Origin of the sequence: Corallococcus caeni (genome assembly GCF_036245865.1) — a bacterium.
Lineage (GTDB): Bacteria > Myxococcota > Myxococcia > Myxococcales > Myxococcaceae > Corallococcus > Corallococcus caeni.
In genome coordinates, this window is the sequence record NZ_BTTW01000001.1 from 195,584 (window position 1) to 219,443 (window position 23,860).

Below are 23,860 nucleotides of genomic sequence, written 5' to 3' on the forward strand. Positions count from 1 at the left end.
CTACGCCCGCCGCGCGAGGCTCCGGCGCGGCAGGTGCAGCAGGCCCTCGCGGCGCAACCACAGGGCCGCCGCGACAATCGTCAGCAGGGTCGTGGGCATCCAGGCCGCGATGGCGGGCGCCAGGCGCTCGGTGAGCACCAGCGTGCGGGACACCACCATCAGGCCCCACATGGCCACGGCGATGAGCAGCCCCTCCACCACCGCCGCCGTCAGGTGCCCCCGCCGGTTCGTCCGCAGCGCCAGGCCCACCGCCAGCAGCGCCGCGGGCAGCCCCGCCAGCGGGTACGCGAAGCGGTTGTGCCACGCCAGCTGGAAGGCCTTCGTCGCGAGCCCCACCTCTTCTCGCGCGACGATCTGCTCGCCCAGCTCGCCCAGGCGCATCTGCTCCGGGCGGCCCGGACGGATGCGGAACGTCGTCGCGCCCACGCCCAGCTCGTATTCGGCGGTGGGCTGCTGCGTCACCGACGTGCGCCCGTCCTCCGTGAACGTGCGCTCCACCACGTCCGTCAGCTCCCAGCGCGTCCCCTCCAGCGAGCGCATCCGCCCCGCGTCCACGCGGCGGCGCAGCTTGAACTCCGGCGTCAGCGTGAAGATGGAGACGTTCTCGAAGCCCTCCTGCGCGTTGCCGCCCCGGAGGAAGAAGATGGCGTCGCCCCGCCGGAACCACTGCTTCGGCGTGTAGTACATCCGCCAGTCGCCCCACCGGTTGAAGCGCTGCGTGGTGATTTCGTCCACGCGCCGGCCCGCCCTCGCGGCCACCGTCTCGTCGAAGGCCACCAGCCCCACGCACGCCACCAGCGCGCACAGGCCCACCGGCAGGTACAGCGCCGCGGGCCCGAAGGTGAGCGCCCGCAGCGCCGTCACCTCGCCCTTCTTGCGCAGCGCGGACACCGTCGTGCCCGCCGCCAGCAGCAGCGCCGCCGGCCCCAGCTGCTGCACCGTCACCAGCGCCTTGTAGCCGTAGAGCTTGAGCACATCGAGCACCCAGCCCTCGCCCCCGTAGGCCTTCGCGCGGTCCACGAAGTCCACCACCAGGAACACCGCCACCACGCCCGCCAGGATGCCCAGCGTGTAGCGCACGTACGCGCGCACCACGTACCCGAAGAGGGTGCCCTTCATCGCACCGTCCCCGAGCGCGTCACGCGGTACAGCGCGAACGCGCCCACCACCATGAAGAGCACGTTGGCCAGCTGCCCCGCGACCAGCACCGGCAGCTGCCCCTTCTGGCCCATCTGCTCGAAGGCGCGGCTGAGCAGGTAGTAGAGGACGTAGCCGCCCAGGGTCAGCAGGTAGCCCCACGCGCGGCCCGCCTGCCTGCGGCCAATGGCCAGCGGCGTGCCCAGCAGCGCGAACGCCATCGGCGCCACCGCGTTGCCCAGCCGGCTGTGCAGCGCCATCAGGAAGGGACGCGGATCATCCCGCCGCTCCTCCGCGTCCTTCGCCGCCGCGATCAACTCCACCGGCGTCAGCTCCTCCTTCGGCGAGCGGAACCGGTTGCGCCGCGACAGCGACCCGCCCAGCCCCACGTTGATCTCCGCCTTGTCGAAGGCGACGACGCTCGCGTCCACCGAGGAGCGGTTGGCGCGGTGCACCTCGCCTTCCTTCAATTCAATCCGCAGCGCCTCGCCCCGCTCGGACGTGCCCACGCTGCCCTTGTGCGCCAGCACCAGCAGCGGCGAGCTGGGGTCGCGGTCGTCGTGCAACAGCACGTTCGTCCACCCACCGCCCTTGGGCGCCACCTTCTGCGCGTACAGCGTCAGGTCGCTCAGGTCCTCGTAGAAGACGCCGGACTTCACGTCGCCCGCGACGTTCTTCTGGATGACCTCCCCCACCAGGTCCTTCACGCCCGTGAGGCCCCACGGCTCCACCGTGGACGTGAGCAGCACCATGAACGCGCTCAGCGCGATGCCCACGCTCAGCGGCGCCGCCAGCAGTTGGAGCGGGCTGATGCCCAAAGCCTGCAGCGACGTGAGCTCCCGGTCCTCGCCCAGCCGCCCCAGGCCCAGCAGGATGGCCAGGAGGAACGCGATGGGCAGCGCCATCACCAGGAAGTGCGGCGCCAGGTACGCGATGAGTCGGCCCAGGTCGCCCAGCGTCACCGCCGAGCCCAGGAGCACGTCCGTGCCGCGCAGGAACTGCATCACGAACAGCAGCAGGAACATGAACGCCACCCAGACGCACAGGGGGACGAGCAGCTCCTTGAGCAGGTAGCGCGCCAGCAGCTTCACGACCGCGCCCGCAGCCCCCGCGCGCCGATGTCCCGGCGGAAGTGCCTGCCCTCGAAGCGCACCGCGTCCGCCGCCGCCAGGGCCCGCTCGCGCGCCGTGGCCAGGCTGTCGCCCCGCGCGCACACCGTCAGCACCCGGCCGCCCGCCGTCACCAGCGCGCCGTCCTGCTTCGCCACGCCCGCCAGGAACACCGGCGCGTTCGACGGTACGGCGTCCAGCCCTTCAATCCGCTGGCCCTTCTTCGGCGCCTCCGGATAGCCCTCCGCCGCCAGCACCACGCCCACCGACGCGCCCGGGAACTGCTTCAGCGGCCGGGGCTCCAGCGTCCCCTTCGCGCACGCGTCCAGCAGCGGCAGCAGGTCCTCGTCCACCTGCATCATCAGGACCTGCGTCTCCGGGTCCCCGAAGCGCGCGTTGAACTCCAGCACCTTCGGGCCGGACGCCGTGAGCATCAGCCCTGCGTACAGCACGCCTCGCAGGGGCGTGCCGCGCTTCTTCAGCACCGCGAGCGTCGGCGCGATGACCTGCTCGCCCACCTTCGCCAGCGCTTCGGGCGTGAGGAACGGCGCCGGGCAGTACGCGCCCATGCCGCCGGTGTTGGGGCCCGTGTCGCCCTCGCCCACGCGCTTGTGGTCCTGCGACAGCGGCAGGAGCACGTAGCGCTCGCCGTCGCACAGGGCCATCAGCGACACCTCCTCACCCTCCAGCAGCTCCTCCAGCACCATCCGCTGGCCCGCCTGGCCCATCGCCGCCACGGCGCGCACCGCGTCGCGCGCGGCCTGCGCGTCCGGCGCGACGATGACGCCCTTGCCCGCGGCCAGGCCGTCCGCCTTCACCACGATGCGGCCCTGCGCGACGGCGTACTTCTCCGCCTCCGCCGCGTCGGTGAAGACGCGGAAGGCCGCGGTGGGCACGCCCGCCTCGTCCATCACCTCCTTGGCGAAGGCCTTGGAGCCCTCGATGCGCGCGGCCGCCGCGACGGGGCCGAAGCACGGGATGTCCACCTGCGCCAGCGCGTCCGCGACGCCCGCGACGAGCGGCGCCTCCGGGCCCACCACCACCAGGTCCACGCCCTCGCGGCGCGCCAGCGACACCACCGCCCCCGGCGAGTCCGCCTGCAGGGGCACGTTGGTGCCCCACCGCGCGGTGCCCGGGTTGCCCGGGCCCACCAGGAGCCGGGAGAGACGGGGACTCTGGGCCAGCTTCCACGCGAGCGCGTGCTCGCGTCCGCCCGACCCCAGCAACAGGACCTTCACGTCAACCTCGCTCGTCGAGTTTGAAGAGCAGCTTCTTCGCCGGGAAGTAGGACGGGTCCAGCCCCACCACCTTCTCCAGCACCGCGCGCGCTTCCTTCGGCTTCGACGCCACCAGCAGCTCCGCCAGCTTCGTCTGCGCGGACAGCAGCTTCGGCGCCACGTCCAACGCGGACTGGAGCGTGCGCATGGCCCCCGCCACGTCCCCGGCCGCCGCCTGCGCGAGCCCCAGCGACAGGCGCGCCACCGGCAGGCCCCGCTCGAGGCCCACCGCGCGCTCGGCGAACCCGCGCGCCTGCGGCCCCTTCGCGTCCAGCGCGATGAGCGCCCGGTACGCCTGGGCACTGCCGCTGTTCGAGTTCACGTCCACCACGGAGTGCAGCAGCCGCTCCGCGGTCTGCCGGTCCCCCTGGTGGAAGCGCACCAGGGCCTCGTACAGCAGGGGCTGCACGTCCTCCGGGCGGTCGCCCAGCGCCTTCACCACGTTCTCCACGCCCACCAGCGTTTCGCCCGGCCGCAGCCAGAAGCGCGACAGCGCGGGCCGGGGCTCCAGCCGCAGCGGATCCCAGTCGCGCGCCTCCAGCACCGGGTAGAACAGGCGGAAGGCCTCGTCGCGCTTCTTCGCGCTCGCCGCCGCCACGCCCTCCAACAGCTTCGCGTCCATGCGGCGGTCGTCCAGCCGCACCGCCTGCTGGAAGCGCTCCTGGGCTCCGGCCGCGTCGCCCTCCAGCAGGTGCATCCGCCCTTCCAGCACCTTCTCCAGCGCGGCGTCCTCCAGCCGGCCCTGGAAGCCCTTCAGGTGCTCGCGGGCCGCGGCCACGTCCTTCTGCGCCAGCGCCACCAGGAACCCCTGCAGGTGGGCCTCCGGCATCGTCGGCACCACCTTCAGGGCCTCCGCCGCCGCGTCCAACGCGCCGGCGTTGTTGCCCGCCGTGCGCTGCGCCGCGGCCAGGTGGCTCCAGATTTCAGAGGCGTCGCGCGGGCCGTAGCGGGACGCGCTCTTCGTCAGGTCCTTCAGTGCGCGCACCGCGTCGCGCGCGTTGCCCTCCGCCTGGTAGCGCAGCACCGCCAGCGCCAGGGAGGCGCGCACGTCGCCCGCCTTCGCCTTCAGCCGGTCCTCGTACAGCTTGCGCGCGCGGCCCGTCTCGCCGACCTCCACGTAGATGCGGGCGGCGGCCTCCAGGCTGTTCCAGTCCTGCGGATCCAGCTCCATCCGGCGGGAGAGCTGCTTGAGCGCCAGCCCGTACTGACCGGCCTGCTCGTGGGCGAGCGCGCTGTAGTAGTCCACGCGCTTGAGGTTCGGCGCCAGCTTCCGCGCGGCGTCGAACTCCTGGTTCGCCAGCTCGCGCGACGTGGCCACCTGCGAGCGCCCCAGCACCAGGTGCGCCTCCGCCTTGTGGGCGTCACTGGCCTCCGGCTGCGCCAGCACCGAAGTGGCGAGCTGCGCCGCCTGCTCCAGGTTGCCCGGCTGACGCGAGCGCGCCAGCAGCAGGTTCGCGTGCGCGACGAGCAGCGCGGGCGTCTTCCCGGCCGTGCCCTGCGCGGCCAGGATGAGCTCGCGCGCCTCCTGGAAGGAGTTGTCGTCCATGCCCGGACCGCGTCCGAGCGCCAGCGCCTGCACGTACCCGGCGATGGCATCCGTGCTGCGGGGGTTGAGCAGCAGCGCCTGCTGGAAGGACTCCTCGGCTTCCGTGTACGCGACGCGCTGGTCCAGCTCGAGCTGCTTCTGGCCCGCGGCCAGGTGCTCCGCGCTGGTGCCCTCCAGCTCCAGGAACTGGAGCTTCCACCGGCCCACCGCGGCCAGCACCTCCGGAGGCACCGCGGCCGGAGCGGGGGGCTTCGCGTCCCGGGCCGCCTTCTCCTGCTGGGGCTTGTACACGAGGAAGTAGCCCGCCGCGCCACCGCCCCCGAGGAGCACCAGCGCCAGCAGGCCGACGACGACGGAGCGGCCGCCACCTTCGCTGCCGCCGCGCTGGGCGCTGCGGACCGGAGCGGCCGTGATGTGCGAGGTGCGCGCGGGCTTCACCGAGCTCACGCGCGAGTCCGGCGACAGCGCCGTGGCCCCCGCGGACCGGAGCTCGCCCCCGGACAGGTCGTCCCCGGACGAGGCCGCTGCGGGGTCCAGGCTGCTCATCATCGGCAGCTCCAGGTCCCCGCTCGCAGGCGGAGGCGCCGCGACCTCGGGCGCCACCACCACGGAGGACTCGCGGGCGGCCGCGGGCTCGCGCTGCTTGCAATCGTCGCAGATGCCCAGGGCCTGGTCGAAGGCATCCGTCAGGGCCTTGCCGCACGAGCGGCAGTTCGTGCTCGTCTCCGACTTCGCGGCGGGCGCGGCGGCCTGCGCCGGAGCGCGGGCGGACATGCGGCCCAGCGACACGGCCCCGGCGGCGGGCGCGGAGGAGGCCCGGGCGGGCGGCGGCGCGGCCCCTTCCGGCTCCAGCCCCCCGGGCGCCGGCCCGAGGAAGTCGAGCAGCGGGTCGTCCGGAATCTTCGGAGCGGACGGAGCGGCGACGCCGGGCGCGTCGGGCACCGGCGGACCGGGCTTCGCGGCCGGGCTCGCCCTGGGCGAGGACGGGCCCAGGTTGGCGAACGGATCCGCGGGCAGGCTCGCGGGGGCGCGCGACGCGGGCGGGCCCAGGTTCGCGAACGGGTCCACGCTCCCCGGTGGCCCCAGCTCCGGCAGCTCGCCGAAGTCCCCGAAGAGGTCCGACGCCGGAGCCGCCTTCGGCGCGGCCTGCGCCTCCGGAGGCTTCGCCGCGGCGGGCACGTTCCGGGGCGCCGCCTGCGCTGGAGCGGCGGCCGGGTTGCTCCGGGGCTCACGCGCGACGGGCGGCGCGGGGGCGGCGGCGGGAGGCGCGGCCCCTTCAGCGGGGGCCGTCACGGACGCAGCCGAGGCGTCCCGCTTCACGAGTTGGAGGTGACGGCAGCGGGGACACTGCGCGCGGACGCCCTTGGTCGTGATCAACCGGTCGTCGATCGCGTAGGCCGCCGCGCATTTCTGGCAGACGATGCGCATGAAGTTAGTGGCGGAAGTGTCGCACTCCCGTCACCACCATGGCCATCCCATGTTCATCCGCCGCGGCGATCACCTCCGGGTCCCGGACGGAACCGCCCGGCTGGATGACCGCCGTCGCGCCCGCCCGGGCCGCCTCGTCCAGGCCGTCCCGGAAGGGGAAGAAGGCGTCCGAGGCCACGGCGCTGCCCTTGAGGGCCTCGCCACCGCGCGTCATCGCGATGCGCACGGAGTCCACCCGGTTCGTCTGCCCCCCGCCCTGGGCCAGCAGCTGGGACGGCGCCGCGAAGACGATGGCGTTGCTCTTCACGTGCTTGCACACCTTCCAGGCGAAGCGCAGGGCCCGCTCCTCCTCCGGCGTGGGGGCGCGCTTGGACACCACCTTCCACTCCAGGGGCGGCTCCACCGCGTCGCGGTCCATCAGCAGCATGCCGCCGGACACGCTGCGCGCGTCCACCTGGGGCCGCGGCTTCACCGTGGGGGACGCCAGCGCGGGGCCCGCCTCCAGCAGGCGCAGGTTCTTCTTGCCCGCCAGCACCTGGAGCGCCTCGGCCGAGTACGACGGCGCGATGACCGCCTCCAGGAACGTCTCCGCCATGGCCCTGGCCACGGCCGCGTCCACCTCGCGGTTGAAGGCGACGATGCCGCCGAAGGCGCTCACCTCGTCCACCGCGCGGGCGGTGCGGTAGGCCTTCTCCAGCACGTCGTCCACCGCCACGCCGCACGGGGTGTTGTGCTTGATGACCACCGCGCAGGGCTTCTCCGGGAACTCCAGGACCAGGCCCAGGGCCGCGTCCAGGTCCAGGATGTTGTTGTACGAGAGCTCCTTGCCCTGGAGCACCTTGGCGAAGGCGACGGACGGCTCCTTGGGCGCGGCGTATTCCTTGTAGAAGGCGCCGCGCTGGTGCGGGTTCTCCCCGTAGCGCAGCCCCTGCACCTTCTGGAACGCGAGCGACAGTTCCTGCGGGAAGGGCTCCTCGGCCTCGCCGGAGAGCCACCCGGAGATGGACGCGTCGTAGGCCGCCGTGTGCGCGAACGCCTTGCGCATCAGCCGGCGCCGCGTCTCCAGGCCCACGCCCTTCTGGCCTTCAATCTCCGCGAGCACCGGCGCGTAGTCGTCCGGGTCCACCACGATGGCCACGTGCTTGAAGTTCTTCGCGGACGCGCGGACCATCGCCGGCCCGCCGATGTCGATGTTCTCGATGACGTCGTCCTCGCCCGCGCCGGACGCCACCGTCTGGCGGAACGGGTAGAGGTTCACCACCACCAGCGAGATGGGCTCGATGTGGTTCTTCGCCATCTCCGCCCGGTCGCTCTCCAGGTCGGGCCGGCCGAGGATGCCGCCGTGGATGCGGGGGTGGAGCGTCTTCACGCGGCCGCCAAGGATTTCGGGGCTCTGCGTGTGCTCGGACACCTGGGTGGCGGGGATGCCGGCGGCCTTCAGGGCCTCCAGGGTGCCGCCGGTGGAGAGCAGCCGGTAGCCCAGCCGGACCAGGCCCTGGGCAAAGGGAACCAGACCGCGCTTGTCGGAAACGCTCAGGAGAGCCAGCACGTGTGCGCCTCGCAATGGGTGGGGGTGGCGCGGGTCCTAGCAACCACCCCCTGGGGTGTCAACGCAACACGTCACCCCAGGCCCGGCGCGAAACAGTGCCCTGCCCTCAAGGCTTGCGAGCGGACACGGGAGGCTCGGCCTCCGTGGCCTCGCGCAGCTTCATGAGGCCGCGCGTCTCCACCTGGCGGATGCGCTCGCGGGTGAGGTTCATGATCTCCCCCACCTCCTCCAGGGTGATGCCGCCCTTCTCCGCCACGTCCAGGGCGCAGGTGTGCTCCAGCTCCGTGATTTCCTTGTCCGGGAAGTTGAGCTTGATGGAGCCCGTCTCCGGGTTCACGTCCAGGTAGAGGTTGTGCTTGCAGGACACGAAGAGGCACGGGCGCGGGCCGTTGATGCAGTCCGCGCGGGTGCGCGGCCGCTGCTCGTCCACGAGCTTGAGCGTCTCCGTCTCCTCGGGGTCCAGCTGGCCGGCCAGCCTGCGCCGGCGCAGGTCGCGCGCCATCTCCTTGCGCGACATGGTCTTGGAGCGCCGGCGTTCCGCGGGCTGCTCCTCCTCAGTCCCCCCCTCGCCCTCCTGCAGCTGCTTCACTTCCGACATGTTTCGTCCTCCAGATGTGTGGAGTCTACCCGGTTCAACAGGACCCTGGGGGGCATCCTATTGTGGCCGGAGCGTTTCGTCTTCGCGCGCCGTGACGGCGCTGCCCAACCGGGCGACATCCCGGACCAGATCCTGCGCCCGTTGCCTGAGCGTTGCCAACTGGGCTTCGAGTGACCTCCTGCGTTCTCCTCCCAGGGGCCGTCCTCCCAGCTCCTCCTGGAACCCGTCCAGCACCTCCGACAGGTCCCGCTGAAGCTGGTCGATGTGGTTGCGGTGGAACACGAAGGAGCGGCGGATGTCCTCCAGGGTGTGTCCTTCGGCCATCATCTTCTTGATGACGTTGATGCGCCGCACCGCTTCCACCGGGTAGAGCCCCAGGCTGCCCTGGTGCTTCCCCTTGCGGCCCACACGGCGGCTGCGGGGGAGCAGACCGGCCTGGACGTACTTCCGGAACGTCGCCTCCGAGAGCCTCACGCCCCGGGGCCGGAAGATTTCCAGGATCGCGTTCGCGGGAAGGCCCCCCGCGTTCTCGCGCTCGATGCGCTCAAGTTCGTCGGGCGCGAGCAGGTCCATCGATTCCATTGAATAGAGGCTACTGAATGGATGCCTTAGTTGCCAGATTCGCGCGTCATCCGTCAAGGAGGACGCGCAGCCAGGCAGGCGGACGTCGTCCGGCCGACGCTCCGCGCCAGCATGCGGTGGCTTCAGGGGCTGGGAGGGGAACGGCGGGGCTTCAGCGGCCGCGGGGCGCGCGGAACTCCTGCGTCACGGCGCCGTTGGCGGGGACGACGACGGTGAACGTCTTCTCACCGGACGGGTGCCGGAAGGTCAGCGTGTAGGTGCCGGCCGGAAGCTTGTAGGTCGCGCGGCCCTGCACGTCCCCGAGCCGCTTCCCGCTCAGGAAGACGGTGGCGTACGGGTTGGCCTTCACCTGGAGCGAGCCCATGGCCTTCGCCGGGTCCGCGGCGGGCAGCGCCGTGGCGGTGTCCGCCGCCGGGGTCGTGGCGGGGGCGGCAGGTCCGGTGGCCGGAGGCGAAGCGAGGGCGGCTTCGCGGCGCTGCCCTTCGAGCTCCGCGTCGATGGCGTCGGTGGCCGGGGGCACCGTGGCGGTGGCCGGAGGCGGGGTCGTCACCGGGGCGCTGGCCTGGGGTGCGGGCGGGCTCCCCTGCCCCGCGTCCCGGGCGCCGGAATGGGAGCGGGCCACGGCGAGGACGCCCATGACGCCCGCGAGCCCCACCGCGGCGGCCCCGGCCCACAGGGCGCGCTTGCGGTTCGGCGCGACGGCAGGCCCGGGTTCGGTGGCGGAGACGGTCTCGACTTCGCGGTCGCCGGCGCCGTCGTGGGATGGGGAGGCCAGCACGGCGGGGACCTCGCGGGACCCGGCGCGCCTGCCCTGGGGCGCGAGCGGCGCCTCCCTTCCCAGCGACTGCGGCGGCATCCGCGGCGTGGGCTGGGGGGGACGTCCGTTCGCGGCGTCGGCGGCGCGGTCGTCATGCGACAGCACCAGCGTCGTCCCATGGCGGTCCTCGTCCGGCGAGCCGCTCCGCTTCGCGCCCGAGGCGTGTTCCCGCGACGGCATCACCGCCGTGGGCTCGCGGGGCGGCGGCTCGGCGCCGGGCTGCGGCAGCGCGCCGTCCTCCAGCGCCGTCCGCTCCGGGAGCGCGGGCAGCGCCTGGTTGCTGGCCGCGACGGGGAACAGCCTCCGGACGAACGCGCCCACGTCGGTGTCATCGACGGAGCGGGCGTGGTTCAGCACGCACTGGGCCAGCGCGCGCTCCAGCTCTCCCGCCGTCTGGAAGCGCTTCGACAGGTCGCGCTCCAGCGCGCGGCAGATGACGGCGTCCAGGTCCGGCGGCACGTCCGGGTTGAGCCGCGCGGGCGGCACGATGGTGCTCTCCTGCACCGCGCGCAGGACGGCGATCTCCGAGTCGCCCTGGAACAGCCGCCCGCCCGTGAGCAGCTCCCACAGCACCACGCCCAGCGCGAACACGTCGGTGCGCACGTCCACGCTCTCGCCCCGGGCCTGTTCGGGGGACATGTACGCGAACTTGCCCTTGAGCACGCCGGGGTTCGTGAGCTTGTTGCCCGCCTTCGCGATGCCGAAGTCGGTGAGCTTCACCGCGCCGTCGTAGGACACGAGCACGTTGTGGGGCGTGACGTCCCGGTGCACCAGGTTGAGCAGCTCGCCGTTCACCCGCAGGCGGTGGGCGTAGTGCAGCCCGCGCGCGACCTCCGCGCCGATGTGCGCCACCAGCACGGGCGGCATCGGCGTCATCGCCTCCTTGCTCCGCTTGCGCAGCTCCCACAGCGAGCAGCCGCGCACGTACTCCATCGCCAGGTAGTAGGTGTCCTCGTGCTTGTCGAAGTCGAAGATCTGCACCACGTTGGCGTGGTTGAGCCGCGAGGCCAGCCGCGCCTCCGCGATGAACATCTGCACGAAGTCCGGGTCGCTCGCGAGGAACGCCCGCACGCGCTTGATGACGACCTCCTTCTCGAAGCCCTCCGGCCCGCGCGCGGTGCACAGGAAGATTTCGGCCATGCCCCCTTCGGCGAGCTTGCGGCGCACGACGTACTTGCCGACGTGGGTTCCTGCCTCGAGCGTCACGGAAGGATCCAAGGCCGCGCCTACTCGAACTTGACCGTCACCACGTTGAGGTCGATGGGGCGCACCTCGATGCGGCGGCTGAGGGTGCGCTTCAGCTCGGAGTTGGTGAACTTGCAGTCATACGAACCCACGTGCATCTCCACCGGCTGGAACGGCGTCTCGCCCAGCTTGCGTCCGTTGCACGTCACCTCCGCCCACGGCGTCACCACGAAGCTCACGGACGCGGCTCGATCCGCGGCGCGAGCGGGCTCACGCACCTCCGCGGCGGGCACCACCGTGGTCGCGGTCGCTTTCACCACCGGCGCGGGAGCCTGGGCGCGAGCGGTCTGCTGGGCCTGCTTCGCGTCGGGGGCCGCGGCGTCCGGCGCGCGGGGAGCGGCCACGCCGGAGGGGCCCACGCCAGGCTCCGGCGTCGTTGGTGCCGGCGGCTCCGTGGCGGGCGGCTCCGTGGCGGGCTTTCCGGACGACTGCATGGGCACGAGCTTCAGCGGTCCCACGTCGAGCCGACCGGACGGCGGGATGACGATCTGCGTGCGCAGCTCGCGGTAGCCCTCCTTCACGAGCACGACCCAGTAGCGGCCGGGCTTCACCGTGGGCAGCGTCAGGGGCGTGCGCTCCGGGAGCACGCGGTCCTCGAACACGACGCGCGCGCCGACGGGGTCGGACTCCACGCGCACGCCGCTCGCGCCAGGCCCCAGGCTCCAGACGATGCCGACGCCCACCAGGAGCGCGACGAGCAGGATGGCGCCATACAGGAGCACGCGGCGCTTCGGCGGCTCCACCGCGGACTGCTCGGTGACCGTGCCGGTGCGGGCCGGCGGCGCCCAGGCGTTCGGCACGGGCGCGCGGGACACGGAGCGCGGCGCGGTGGACGCGGTCATCTCCTCGATGGTCGCGTGGGGCGCGGGCACCGGGAGCCGGTGGCCGCGGTGCTCGCCGGACGGGGTGGACATGCCCGTGCGGAAGCCGGGGATCTCCGAGCGCGGCACGGCGCGCATGTCCTGCGTGGGGCCTTCGTCCACGTCCGCGCGGGAGACGGCGCGCATGTCCAGGGTCGAGTCGTCCTCGTCCTCCCGGGCCTGCGCCGCCAGCAGGCGCTGATCCAACGTGGGCGCGTCCTCCTCCACCTGGAAGCCGCCGGACAGCTTGCCCTGCGTGTCCACCATCGCGAGCGTGGGCGCGTCCTCCTCCACCTGGAAGCCGCCGGACAGCTTGCCCTGCGTGTCCACCATCGCGAGCGTGGGACCGTCCTCCTCCTCCGTCACCGTCGGGAGGGAGGGCTCCTCCAGACGGACCGGACGGATGCTCCGCGAGGGCGGTGACTCCAGCGCCCGCCGGGCCCCCGTCCCTCGTGGCTCCGGCCGGGCGTCGGCGGCGCGGGCATCGGAGCGGGGGTCGACGTTGCGGATTTCAGAGCGGGGCTCCGGCCGGGCGTCGACGGCGCGAGCATCGGCGCGGGGGTCGACGTTGCGGACTTCAGAGCGGGGCTCCGGCCGGGTGTCGACGTTGCGTCCGTCCGCGTGCGCCTCCGGGTGACGGCCTTCACCGCGTGCCTCCGCGCGAACGGCACCGCGTCCATCGGGCCGCGAATCGCCACGGGGCTCCGCGTTGCGCGCGTCCACCCGCGCCTCCGCGTTGCGGCCCTCGGGACGGGTGTCCGGCCCACGGCTCTCCGAGCGCCCGCCCTCCGCCTCCGCGTCCTCGCGGCGCGCCTCCACCTTCCCACTGGGACGGTTCGCCCGGGGCGGACGCAGCGTCGTGGTGGGCTCGTTCTCCGTGCGGCCATGGGGCGTCGCCGGCCGCATCACCGAACGGCGCGGCGCGGGCGACGGCGGCGCGGCACCGGCCTCGTCGTCCGTCACCTGCACCTCACCGGAGCGCGCCTCCTCCGACAGCCGGTCCGCGAACAGCTCTCGCATGTACGCGGCCAGGTCCGCCGTCGTGCCGCACGGCTGCGGCTGCGACGCGAGCCACCCCTCCAGCGCCCGCTGCAACTCCTGCGCGTGCTGGTAGCGCGCGTCCGGCTCCTTCGCGAGCGCCTTGAGCACGATGGCGTCCAGTTCCACCGGCACCCGGGGCGCCACCTGCGACGGCACCGGCACGTGGCACTCCGCCACCGCCGACAGCGTCAGCATGTCGCTGGGACGCTTGAACAGCCGTCCCCCCGTCAAGAGCTCATGCAGCACGACGCCCAGCGCGAACACGTCCGAGCGCCGGTCCACGCGCTGCCCCGCGGCCTGCTCCGGCGACATGTACGAGTACTTGCCCTTGAGCACCCCGGAGCGCGTCACGGTGGCCTGATCCGCCGCCTTCGCGATGCCGAAGTCCACCACCTTCACGCCGCCGTCGAACGTCACCAGGATGTTCTGCGGCGACACGTCCCGGTGCACGATGTCCAGCGGGCGCCCCGTCGCGTCCGTCTTCTTGTGCGCGTAGTCCAGCCCCGCGCAGGCTTCCAAGAGGATGCGGCACACCAGCGGAACCGGCAGCGGACGCCCCGCCGTCTCCGAGCGCTTCCAGAGCCGGCGCGCGTCCACGCCATGGATGTACTCCATGGCGATGAAGAACGTGTCCCCCTCCGCCCCCAGGTCGTAGATCTGCACCACGTTGGGGTGCGCCAGCCGGGCCGCGATCCGCGCCTCGTCCAGGAACATCCGGACGAACTCGTCGTTCTCCGACAGGTGCGGGAGGATCCGCTTGAGCACCAGCAGCTTGTCCGGAGCATCCGAACCCGGCCGGCGCGCGAGGTAGATCTGCGCCATGCCGCCCGTGGCGAGGCGCTTCAGGAGCTGGTAGCTGCCGTAGGTTTCGATGGACACGGCCGGACGCGTGGAGGCGGGCCCCAAGCGTAAGCGGCCGGGCCAGGGGAATCAAACATCGAATCCCCTTGGGGTTTTTCCCGGTTCCACCGTCCGTGCGCCCCTAGCGGCGGACGGCCCGGACCTCGCGCGTCTCCCGCATCAGCGCTTCCAGCTCATCCAGGTGCCGCTTGAGCACCGGCATCAGCACCGGCGCCACGTCCACCCGGTCGAACAGGTCCAGCACCCGGTCCACCTTGCGCTCGATCTCCTGCGCCCTCACGGTGCTGATGCGCTTGAGCAGCAGGTCCGCGCCCGCTTCCATCAGCACCCGCGCCACCGCGTTGCGGTCCGCCAGCGGCTCCTGCTTGCGCTGGCCCTCTCCACGGATGACCCGCAGTCCCGGCGCACCGGCGCGCGGAGAGGACTTCATGGGCTCATCAGGGGTCCAGGTGCTCACAGCGCCTCCAGGGCAACAGCGTGCAGACGCTCCGCAGGGTACACACCGAGGGAGCGCCTCCAATTTTCTGGTCATCCGCACAGGCAGATGCAGTGCTGTAGCACCGGGGTCTGACACCCCCGTTCGGGGCCGGATGGCCGGCCCGTCACGGGGTCCACACCCACAGCTCCTCCACCGTTCAGTCGTTGGCGCAGGCGCGGCGGTAGGTGATGGCCACCTTGGAGCCCGGCGGCGGCACCGTGGTGAACACCACGCTGTTGGACGCCGCGTCGTAGCTCCACCCGCTGGTGGTCGTGGTGCCGTTGACGGTCACCACCACCGTGCCCGCGTCGGGCTCCTCGCTCAGCGGGAAGCGGTCCTGCGCGCTGAACGCCTTGCTGGCCACCTGCTTGAGGAGCGGCGCGTAGTCCCCCGCGCAGACGTTGAGGACCTCGCCACCCGTCTGGGCCGCCGCGTCCGCGTACCGGGTGCCGGTGCCGCCCGCCGTGGCGCAGGACGTCTTCGTGGGCGCGATGGCGAAGAACGTGGCCCGCTGCGGCTGGTTCTCCCCCTTGCGCTGCTGCGCCCACTGCACGTACGTGGAGACCGCGTCCGGCGAGTGGTCGTCCTCGTCGCCCACGAACACCACCACCAGCGCCGCGGAGTCGCGCAGGAAGCCCGCGTTGCCGTCGTTGGCCAGCGCCGTGCGCGGATCATCCGCGTTGTTCACCAGCGGCGAGGTGAGCGCGCGGCGCATCGCCTCGAAGCCCTGCTCCACCTGGGCGCACTGGCCCACCTGCACGTTCTGCTGGAGCACCTGCGTCACGTTGGGCGTGCCCAGCGTGAGGATGCGCTGACGGCTGTTGTCCGCCGGGAAGAAGCGGCCGGCCTCGCCGCCCAGCGCGCCGCCCGGGCACGCGCCGGACACCGCGGAGATGCCCGTCGTCGTCACCGCCATGTTCACGTCCACCGCCTTGTTGCGCGCGGCGTCCACGAAGGCGGGAATGGCGGCCACCAGCTTCGGGTGCTCCTCCACCATGGAGGCCGTGTTGTCCACGACGAACAGCACGTCCACCTTGCTCACGTCCTGCTGCACGAAGGTGTCCGTCTTGTCCGTCTTCTTCGACGACTCACCGATGAGCGGCACCATCAGCGGGATGGGCAGGTCGCTGGAGTCCACGTAGAGCGGCGACAGGTTCATGCCCGTCACCTGCGCCAGGTAGTCCACGCCCACCGTGAAGGACTCGCCCGGCGCAAGCTGGAACGCGGGCGGCGCCGGGTGGTCCAGCAGCTCGAACTCCGTGTCCGTCGTGCCCGGCCCGATGAAGACGTTGGACACCGTGATGGGCGTGGTGCACGCGTTGAGGTAGTTCACCTCGCGCGGCGCGGGGCGGCAGTCCTTGCGGCCCAGGCCGAAGTCCAGGTACCAGGGCGACGCCACCAGGCACGTCTCCTGCGAGTTCGCCAAGAGCGGCACCTGCCGCACCGGCGTCACCGGGTTGTACTGCTCCACCTGCAACTCCCCCGTGAAGCCGCCACCGGTGAAGGGCGCCTGGAAGGCCACCTGGAAGCTGAACCAGTCCCCCGGGTAGATGATGCCGCCGAAGAGCTCCCCGCCGGGCATCTTGAACACGCCGCCGCCGTCGTTGGCGATGCGGATGTTCTTCACGGGGCACAGGTCCGTGCCCTTGTTCTCCAGCTTCACGCCCAGCACCGCGCCGCGGCCCGGAGGAATCGTGCCGAAGTCCACCAGCAGCGGAGTCACGGTCAAATCACACGGCGCGTGCGCCTTCGCGCGGCCGAAGAAGTCCAGCTGCACGGTGGCCGCGGAGAACGCGCTCGTGGTCATCACCAGCGCGCCGGACGCGCTGCCCTCGCGCGTGGGCTCGTAGAAGACCTCCAGGTTCAGCTCGCCGTTGGCCGGCAGGGTGAACGGCAGCGCGATGGGCTTGTGGTTGAACTGGAGCTGGGCGCCGCTTGCGTCCGGCGTCCAGTCCAGCGTGTTGATGGTGAGCGGCCCGGCGTTGTCCGTGCCGCAGTTCTTCACGTTCACCACCACGCGCACCTTGGAGCCCAGCGGCTGCTCGCCGAAGTCGTACGTCAGCGGCGACACGCACAGCTCCGACGCGCCGCCGAAGCCGCGCAGCGGCACGGGCAGCGTGGGGTGGCGCTTGCTCACCACGGCGTAGACGGCGCGGTCCGTCGCCGGGCCCATGTGGCCGGGGCTGTAGCGGATCTCAAAGGCGCGCACCTCGCCGGGCTGGAGCACCAGCGGCAGGCCCGTGTTGGCCTGGCTGAAGGACGCGTCCGTGCCGTCCAGCATGAGCGACGTCACCGTCACCGGCTCCGTGCTGATGTTGCGCAGGCTGGAGGCCTTGACGGCGTCGCGGTCCACCGGCACCGCGCCGAAGTCCACCACCTCCGGCTCCGCCACCACCGCGCGGTCCAGCGCCTCCGCCGTCAGCTGCACCGGCACGTCCGCGCACCCGTTGCAGGGCGAGATGGCCAGGGCAATCTGCTTCTTGCCCACGCGCACCGGGTTGAAGGTGACGGGCAGTTCGACGCGCTCGCCCGGGTTCACCGTCAGGGGCGCCGCGACGAACTCATCCTTGTCCGCGCCCACCAGCTTGGGCGTCACCATCACCGGCAGCTCGGTGGGGTTGTCCAGCGTCACGCCCAGCGTCTTGGTGGAGTCCGCCTCGATGCGGCCGAAGTCCAGCGCGCGCGGCGTCACCCGGGCCCACGCGTCCACGCCGGCGCCGTTGAGCGGAATGCGCATCAGCGGTTCGATGCGCGTGTCCGAGCGCACCACCAGCACCGCGGGCAGCCCGCCCTGCGCCAGCGGCGCGAAGCGCACCTTCAGCGTGCACTCGCTGCCCGGCACCAGGCTGTGCGGTCCTTCATGGGTGAACTCCGCCTTGTAGGCGCCCTCCGGCCCCTCCACCCAGGCCTCGTCCACCGTGATGCGCGCGCGGCCCACGTTGCGCAGCGTCAACGTGGATTCACGAGCGTCGAAGACCGCCACCCGCGCGAAGTCGATGCCGCCCGGCGTCGCCGTCAGCCGGCCGTCCGCGAGCGACGAGCGCTCCCGGTCCGCGCAGCCCGACAACAGCCCCACCACCACCAACCCCAGCAGGCCCCAGCGCCCCGTCATGGCACCCACCCTTCCCTCCCGCCTCGCCCAAAAGCCTTGAAGCCGCGGACCTGGCCACACCATCCGTGTGTGGCCCTCGCGGATCAGGTGGCGAAGCTAGGCACCCACCCCGGGACTGCCAACCGCCTCACCGTGGGAAAAACAGTGGAACTGCCCTCCAGAACGTCCACTGGATGGCAACACCCCCGCCCACGACAGCGGAAGACTTCAGAATTTCGGAATCCGCAACGTCTTGCTGATCATCGCGCTGCCGCTGAGCACGTAGAGCAGCGCCAGCGGGTGCAGCTGGAGTGGCCCCAGGTTCCACACCCCGCCCCACAGCGCGTCACCCATGCGGCCCTGCCACGTGGCCACCGCCAGCACCATCACCAGCAAGAGGCTGGTGGGGATGGGGGTACCCTCGAAGTACTTCACCTTGCCGGTGCCGTCGGACAGCTCCGCCGAGGTGACGTTGAAGCGCGCCAGGCGGCTGATGCCGCACGCGACGAAGTAGAGGAGCGCCGCCACGTCCAGGTTGCCGCGCAGGCCCACCGCGAACGCCAGCGCCGCGGGCGCCATGCCAAAGGAGATGACGTCCGCCAGCGAGTCCAGGTCCGCGCCCAGCGGCGACTTGCGGAAGCGCCACCGCGCGATGCGGCCGTCCGCCACGTCCATCACCAGCGCCACCGGCATCAGGCAGAACGCCACCCACAGCCAGCGCGGGTTGGCCGTCGCCAGCGCCTGCATGGCCGCGAGGATGGCCCCCGCGCCGGCGAAGCCGTTGCCGAGCGTGACGAAGTCCGCCAGCACGAAGGTGCGAATCATGGAGAAGTGGCGGCGCTGGCGGCGGGCCGCGGGCGGCGACGAGGGCTCGGGCGTCATGGCTCCCGTGTAACACACACCGTCTTTCCGGCTTTCCCAAACCCACGACGCAATGCATCCGCACGTTCCAGCTCCGTGGAAAAGTCAAATCCCAGAAACATTGACCAGCGAATCGCCACCTTCCTAGTCTCCGGGCCGCCATGCCCGAGCACATCCCCGATAATCTTCCTCCTCGCGGAGGGTCCCGTGCTGTCTGGACCCGCCGTCTTTCTCTCTCTCTTCTCGCATCCCTGGCGCTCGTCGCCGGATGTGACGACAAAGATCCTGTCGACCCGGGCCCGACCCCGTCGACGCCGAAGTACACGGCGAAGATCAAGCGCACCTCCTTCGGCATCCCGCACATCACCGCGGACAACTACGGCAGCCTGGGCTTCGGCCAGGGCTATGCCTTCGCGCAGGACCACGTCTGCACGCTGGCGGACCAGGTCCTGAAGGTGCGCAGCGAGCGCGCCCGCTTCCTGGGCCAGGGCGCGGGCAACAAGAACGTGGGCTCCGACCTGGCGTACCTGGCCATGGACGTGATGGGGCGCGCGCAGACGGCCTTCCCCACGCTGTCGCAGGAAGTGCAGGACATGCTCACCGGCTACGCGGCCGGCTACAACAAGTACCTGGAGGACACGGCCCCGGAGGCCCGTCCCGCCGAGTGCGCCAACGCGCCCTGGGTGCGCCCCATCACCCCGGTGGAGCTGCTGGCGTACAACACGGACCTGACGCTCATCGCGGGCATCAACGCGCTGGCGCTCACCCTCCCCGTGGCCACGCCTCCCACCGTGAGCGCGCAGGCCGTGGACCCGAAGCAGGCCGCGCTGCGTCCCCAGATGCCTTCGCTGGAGGAGCTCCAGAAGCTGAAGACGGCGGACTTCGGCAGCAATGGCTGGGCCATTGGCGCCGAGCGCACCGACAACGGCAAGGGCATGGTGATGGCCAACCCGCACTTCCCCTGGGAAGGCGAGCTGCGCCTGTGGGAGAGCCAGCTGACGGTGCCGGGCCAGATGAACGTCTACGGCGTGGGCCTCATGGGCGTGCCGGCGGTGCTCATCGGCTTCAATGAGAACCTGGGCTGGACGCACACGTTCTCCGCCGGCCAGCGCGCGACCATCTACCAGCTGCAGTTGGTGGACGGAAAGCCGACGACCTACAAGTACGGCAACGAAGAGCGCGCCATGACCTCCAAGACCTTCACCATCCTGGTGAAGCTGCCGGAGGGGTCGCTGACGAACTACACGCAGACGATGTACTTCAGCCACTACGGCCCGATGATGGCCATCCCGGACTCGTCCCTGCCGCCGGGCGTCCCCCCGGGCTCGCTGGGCTGGAACACCAAGACGGCGCTCACGCTGCGTGACGCGAACATCGACAACACCAAGTTCCTGGACCAGTTCCACGGCATGAACAAGGCCAAGTCGCTGGCCGAGTTCAAGGACGTCTACGCCACCCAGCAGGGCCTGCCCTGGGTGAACACGATGTACGCCGACAAGGAGGGCAACGCCTGGTACACGGACGCCACGCCCACGCCCAACCTCACCCCGGACGCGTACAAGAAGTGGCTCACCGACGCGAACACGCCGGGCCTCACCGTCTCCTACCTCATCTACCAGGCCCTCGGCTTCGTGGCGCTCAACGGCAGCGACCCGGCCAATGAGTGGCAGGTGGTGCCGGGCTCGCGCAGCCCCGGCCTGGTGCCCTTCGCGGAGGTGCCGAAGCTGGACCGCAAGGACTTCGTCTTCAACGCGAACGACAGCTACTGGCTGGCCAACCCCGCCGCGCCCATCACCGGGAAGTCCCCGCTGCACGGCCTGGAGGGCGTGCCCCAGTCGCCGCGCACGCGCATGAACGCCAAGGTCCTCACGGAGGTCTCCGCGACGGGCGCCTCCGGCGCGGACGGCAAGTTCACCTTCGAGGAGCTGAAGGCGGCCGTGTTCAGCAACCGCAGCAGCCTCGAGGAGCTGCTGCGCGCGGGGCTGGTGGAGCGCTGCACGGGCAAGACGACGGTGACCTACAACAACACCGCCGTGGACATCAGCCAGGCCTGCGCCGTGCTGGCCGCCTGGAACGGCCGCTACGACGTGGACCAGAAGGGCCCGTTCGTCTTCCGTGAGTTCCTGGGCGCCTACCCCGGCTCGCAGCTGTTCAACGCGGGCGCGCTGTTCTCCGTCCCGTTCGACCCGGCCAACCCCATCGCCACGCCCAACACCCTGATCCCGGCCCCGGCCACCGGTGACGACCCGGTGCTCACGAAGCTGGCGCAGGCCGTCTTCACCATCAACCGCTCCGGCAACTTCGTGGACGAGCCGCTGGGCGCGGTGCAGTTCACCACCCGCACGGGCAACCCCATCCCCCTGCAGGGCGGCATGAGCCGCGAGGGCATCACCAACGTCATGTCCTTCGGCGTCGCGAAGACGACGCTGTTCGACTTCTCCCAGCCCCACTCCGCCACCTTCAACAGCACCACCCTGCTGGCGAAGGAGGGCTACCCCATCAACAACGGCAGCAGCTTCGTGATGGCGCTCCAGTTCACCGACGCGGGCCCCAACGCCAACGCCGTGCTGACCTACAGCCAGTCCGGCGACCCGAAGTCGCCGCACTACGCGGACCAGACCCTGCTGTTCTCCCAGAAGAAGTGGCGCCCCATCCTCTTCACGGACGCGCAGATTGCCGGCGACACGAGCGCGGTGGAGACCACCGTCTCCGGCGGGTAGTCCCCACCGTCTGACAGCCTGAAGCCTCAGGAAGGCCCCGGGAGCCGCCGTGCTCCCGGGGCCTTCTTGTTTTCACAGGGAGTCGTCGTTGAAAGATGTCATTGCCAGTGGAATGGCCAGACAGGGGCGGCGGCCCTGGCGTCTGGGTTCAGCATCCGCCAGCGGACATCCCAGGGGACCTTGGAGGCGAACACACAGTCCGTGACGCCGTCAGAGGAGACAGGATGTGTCGTCTCAAGAATGTCAGCCTTCGGGGCTAGTTTCTTGACCGCGGCTGAAGCGCAGGATGTCCCCCAGGCCCAGGGAGAACGCCCGGACGCGTACCGACCGGGACGGCCGCTGGGTCCGACACGAAGGAGTCGCGAACGCCATGGCACTTCCGGTCTACAAGACAGACGTCATCGACAAGGTGTTCTTCCTGCGCTGGGACGCTCCACCGACGCCGGAAGAGATTCAAGCGGTGTTCCAGAAGATGCAGGCCGCCTACCAGCAGCACCAGCAGCAGCCGCTGGTGCTCGTCACCATCGCCGGAGCGAAGTCCGCGGTCCCGAACAGCGAGCAGCGCCGGCACCTGTCCAACATGCTGTCGGACGCGCGGGCGCTGTTCTCGGAGATCCACGTCATCATCGAAGGCAACGAGCTGCAGCACAACCTCCAGCGCGTCATCGTGTCGGGGATGCTCATCGTCACGCGGACGTATGACGACCAGTTCATCCGCGTGCACAAGAACGCGGACGGGGCGGCGGGCTTCATCGCCCGGCGGCTGGGCGTGGATGGCACGCAGGTGGTGAACGAAGCGCGGTCGCGCGGCGTGGTGATGTAGTCCCCGGGGGGATTCGGGGGCCCTGTCAAAGGGCCCCCGGCCCCGGAAGGTAGCGCGCGGGCTTCTCTCAGCCCCGGGCGCCCTGCCCCACCGGCCGGCCCGGACGGGCGGCGCTGACGGAGCCGCGCACGTAGCGGTGGTCGAAGAGGTCCACGTAGAGGTACTCGGGCCAGGACACCATCGAGCGGGTCCCCAGCATCACGCCCCGCATGATTTCACTCACCATCAGCCCCGCGGCGGTGGTGGCGCCAATCACGCACGTGGGGGCGTGGCCCTTTCCCTGGTAGCAGGCGTCCATGTACTCCTGGAGCATGTAGCTGCCCAGGTGCGGGATGATTTTGGGCAGGTCGATGCGGCCGTCCGGGAGGATGAAGAGCTCCTCGTAGAGCGGCGCGTCCGGCTGGAAGACGTGGAGCGCGGCCCCGAAGCCCAGCATCAGCCCGGTCATGATGGGGATGCCCAGCTGCCGGCACGTCTGGTGGAGCGACTCCTTGGCGCGCGCGCCCGCGATGTCGATGACCTCCACCACGTAGTCCACCGGCGGCAGGCCGCCCAGGCCCTTGAGCACGTCCGCCACGTTGTCGTCGGTGATGCCCTCCTTCGCCTTGTGCACGCGCAGGTCCGGGTGGATGTCCCGGCACATGCGCTCCACCACGTCCACCTTGTGCTGGCCCAGGGTGCTTTCGAAGCAGCCAATCTGCCGGTTGATGTTGTGGCGCTCGTAGACGTCGAAGTCCGCGAGCGTCAGGCAGCCGAAGCCCAGCCGCGCCAGGTCCACCGCGCACTGGCCGCCGGCGCCGCCCACGCCGGCGACGAGCACGTGGGTGCTGGCGAGCTTGTCCATCGTCTGCGGGTGGAGGACGCCCAGGTTGCGCTGGAAACGGGGGTTCACGTTCGTCATTGGAAGGGCTCCCTACTTGCGCATGCAGACGTAGAAGTTCTCGCCGTAGTAGTCGTCGCCGTCGGCCACCAGCGCCTGGCTGAAGCCCACCTTCTCCAAGAGGCGCACCGCCTGGTCCGTGTCCAGGAAGGTGACCATCTCGTTGGGGTCCGTGGTGAGCTTCTGGGCACAGGTGCGGTGGTGGTTCACCGCGCGCTGGAGCGCCTCCGTCCACCGTCCCTGGGACTCCCATTCCCGGATGGAGTTCTTCAGCACCTTCTCCAGGTCGGGCCGGGGGCGCTTGTTGCTCGTCATGCACAGCACGCCGCCGGGCTTCAGGTACGTCCAGGCCTGGCGCAGCACGGCCTCCGGATCCCTCACGTAGAAGAGGACGTTGTTCATCACCACCGCGTCCGCGCCCTGCTCCACCTCCCCGGGGAAGCGCGTCACGTCCCCCGGCAAGAGCGTCCAGCGGGCGCGCACCGCCTCCGGCTCCTTCGCGCGGCGGCGCACCGCCAGGGCCAGCATGGCCTCGTTGTTGTCGAAGCCGACGACGCGCTGTCCCCGGCGCACCAGCGGCTCGCTCACCAGCCCCGTGCCGCACCCCGCGTCGATGACGTAGGCGCGCTCCCGGGTGTCGCGGAGGATCTTCTCGCGCTGCCGCTGGTAGCAGGGCAGCTCGGGGATCATCTGATCGTAGCTGTGCGCGAAGTCGTTCCAGATGTTGTCGACAAAGACGGTCTCGGGCATGGGTCCTCCCCCTCGCGGGGAGTCAGGGTGAGACCTGGTGTTGTCCCCCGTCCTCCCCCCCTCGGGCGATTGCCCCGCCGTCTTCCCCTACCATCCAGGACTTGCCTGTTTCAGATGTATGTGTTGGATTGAGTGAACAAATACACCCTGGCGGGCCGGAGGGGTGTCCGTTGAGTCGGAAAGGTCTCGCACCACCCGTGGTGCGCA

16 protein-coding genes are annotated in these 23,860 nt (G+C 71.2%); 2 read left to right on the forward strand and 14 right to left on the reverse strand.

Annotation, left to right across the window (positions count from 1 at the left end):
- From AABA78_RS00815 to AABA78_RS00870, 12 genes are all read right to left on the reverse strand, one after another.
- The gene (locus tag AABA78_RS00815) at nt 1-1,119 is read right to left on the reverse strand and encodes an LptF/LptG family permease (protein ID WP_171419693.1); all 1,119 of its coding nucleotides are present in this window, start codon (nt 1,117-1,119) and stop codon (nt 1-3) included.
- Nucleotides 1,116-2,228: an LptF/LptG family permease gene (locus tag AABA78_RS00820; protein WP_171419690.1), complete on the reverse strand. Its 1,113-nt coding sequence runs from the start codon at nt 2,226-2,228 to the stop codon at nt 1,116-1,118. The genes AABA78_RS00815 and AABA78_RS00820 overlap by 4 nt, the downstream gene beginning before the upstream one ends.
- Nucleotides 2,225-3,484, reverse strand: coding sequence for a phosphoribosylamine--glycine ligase (gene purD / locus AABA78_RS00825; protein WP_338261164.1), 1,260 nt, complete (start codon nt 3,482-3,484; stop codon nt 2,225-2,227). The genes AABA78_RS00820 and purD overlap by 4 nt, the downstream gene beginning before the upstream one ends.
- 1 nt (nt 3,485) lies before the next feature.
- Nucleotides 3,486-6,497, reverse strand: a complete 3,012-nt coding sequence (locus AABA78_RS00830; protein WP_338261165.1) for a zinc-ribbon domain-containing protein — start codon at nt 6,495-6,497, stop codon at nt 3,486-3,488.
- A 4-nt stretch (nt 6,498-6,501) separates the two neighbouring features.
- A complete protein-coding gene (purH, locus tag AABA78_RS00835; protein ID WP_338261166.1) occupies nt 6,502-8,046 on the reverse strand; it encodes a bifunctional phosphoribosylaminoimidazolecarboxamide formyltransferase/IMP cyclohydrolase in 1,545 nt (514 codons plus the stop codon).
- A gap of 106 nt (nt 8,047-8,152) precedes the next feature.
- Nucleotides 8,153-8,644: a sigma factor-like helix-turn-helix DNA-binding protein gene (locus tag AABA78_RS00840; protein WP_171420595.1), complete on the reverse strand. Its 492-nt coding sequence runs from the start codon at nt 8,642-8,644 to the stop codon at nt 8,153-8,155.
- Nucleotides 8,645-8,701: 57 nt separating this feature from the next.
- Entirely contained in the window at nt 8,702-9,226 is a 525-nt protein-coding gene (locus AABA78_RS00845; protein ID WP_120525521.1) for a MerR family transcriptional regulator, read from the reverse strand.
- Between the two features lie 151 nt (nt 9,227-9,377).
- Nucleotides 9,378-11,249, reverse strand: coding sequence for a serine/threonine protein kinase (locus AABA78_RS00850; protein WP_338261168.1), 1,872 nt, complete (start codon nt 11,247-11,249; stop codon nt 9,378-9,380).
- A 20-nt stretch (nt 11,250-11,269) separates the two neighbouring features.
- Nucleotides 11,270-14,011, reverse strand: a complete 2,742-nt coding sequence (locus AABA78_RS00855; protein WP_440588502.1) for a serine/threonine-protein kinase — start codon at nt 14,009-14,011, stop codon at nt 11,270-11,272.
- A gap of 160 nt (nt 14,012-14,171) precedes the next feature.
- On the reverse strand, nt 14,172-14,480 hold the full coding sequence (locus AABA78_RS00860) for a hypothetical protein (RefSeq protein ID WP_338261171.1): 309 nt from the start codon (nt 14,478-14,480) through the stop codon (nt 14,172-14,174).
- Nucleotides 14,481-14,685: 205 nt separating this feature from the next.
- On the reverse strand, nt 14,686-17,640 hold the full coding sequence (locus AABA78_RS00865; RefSeq protein WP_338261172.1) for a choice-of-anchor D domain-containing protein: 2,955 nt from the start codon (nt 17,638-17,640) through the stop codon (nt 14,686-14,688).
- A 207-nt stretch (nt 17,641-17,847) separates the two neighbouring features.
- The gene (locus AABA78_RS00870) at nt 17,848-18,501 is read right to left on the reverse strand and encodes a CDP-alcohol phosphatidyltransferase family protein (RefSeq protein ID WP_338261173.1); all 654 of its coding nucleotides are present in this window, start codon (nt 18,499-18,501) and stop codon (nt 17,848-17,850) included.
- 140 nt (nt 18,502-18,641) lie between these two features.
- Here AABA78_RS00870 and AABA78_RS00875 point away from each other — a divergent pair, with 140 nt between their 5' ends.
- Both AABA78_RS00875 and AABA78_RS00880 read left to right on the forward strand, forming a co-directional pair.
- Complete coding sequence (locus tag AABA78_RS00875) at nt 18,642-21,200, forward strand: acylase (RefSeq protein ID WP_338261174.1); 2,559 nt, start codon at nt 18,642-18,644, stop codon at nt 21,198-21,200.
- A gap of 370 nt (nt 21,201-21,570) precedes the next feature.
- Nucleotides 21,571-22,023 carry a DofA protein gene (locus AABA78_RS00880; RefSeq protein WP_120530077.1) on the forward strand — a complete coding sequence of 151 codons (453 nt, stop codon included), beginning with the start codon at nt 21,571-21,573 and terminating at the stop codon, nt 22,021-22,023.
- Nucleotides 22,024-22,090: 67 nt separating this feature from the next.
- Here the strand turns inward: AABA78_RS00880 and AABA78_RS00885 are convergent, their stop codons facing one another.
- Nucleotides 22,091-22,924 (reverse strand): ThiF family adenylyltransferase, encoded by an 834-nt coding sequence (locus AABA78_RS00885; RefSeq protein WP_338261175.1) that lies wholly within the window; start codon nt 22,922-22,924, stop codon nt 22,091-22,093.
- 12 nt (nt 22,925-22,936) lie between these two features.
- Complete coding sequence (locus AABA78_RS00890; protein WP_338261176.1) at nt 22,937-23,653, reverse strand: class I SAM-dependent DNA methyltransferase; 717 nt, start codon at nt 23,651-23,653, stop codon at nt 22,937-22,939.
- Nucleotides 23,654-23,860 lie beyond the last annotated feature (207 nt).